General features: G+C 77.8%; 1 protein-coding gene. It reads right to left on the bottom strand.

Going from position 1 to position 472, the window contains the following annotated elements; genetic code table 11:
• Positions 1–26 precede the first annotated feature (26 nt).
• A partial coding sequence (locus V2J85_RS40490) for a Rossmann-fold NAD(P)-binding domain-containing protein (RefSeq protein WP_474064978.1) occupies positions 27–472 on the bottom strand: 446 nt, incomplete at its 5' end.

Genomic DNA, 472 nt, shown 5'->3' with positions numbered 1-472 from the left:
GTCCAGCAGACGGACGCCGTGCCGGGTCAGCGGGCCGCGAGCGCCGCTTCCCCGGCCAGCCGCATGGCGCCGAGGGGGCCGGGAACCCGGCCGGTCATCCGCTCGACCAGGAGCAGCCCCTGATGGACGAGGAGGTCGAGCCCGCCGACGACCCCGCCCCCGCGCGCGGACCAGGCCGAGGCCAGCGCGGTCGGCCACGGCTCGGACAGCACCTCGAAGAGGATGCCGGGGTGCTCCGGTACGTCGGTGGCGACCACGTCGGTCGTGCCCGCCGGGGTCGTGGCGATGACGAGCGGCGCGGTGAGTGCCCGCGCCCCCTCGGCCCAGTCCGCCACCCGGACGTCCACGCCGAGCCGCTGCCCCCAGCCCCGCATCTCGTCGCCGCGCTCCCGGCTGCGTACGTAGGCGGTGACCGGTCCGGCGCAGATCACCGCGAGCGCGGCGAGGGCGGAGGAGGCGGTGGCTCCGGCAC

The organism is Streptomyces bugieae, from assembly GCF_036352915.1.
GTDB classification, from domain to species: domain Bacteria; phylum Actinomycetota; class Actinomycetes; order Streptomycetales; family Streptomycetaceae; genus Streptomyces; species Streptomyces endophytica.
This window is presented reverse-complemented; position numbering and strand designations above follow the sequence as displayed.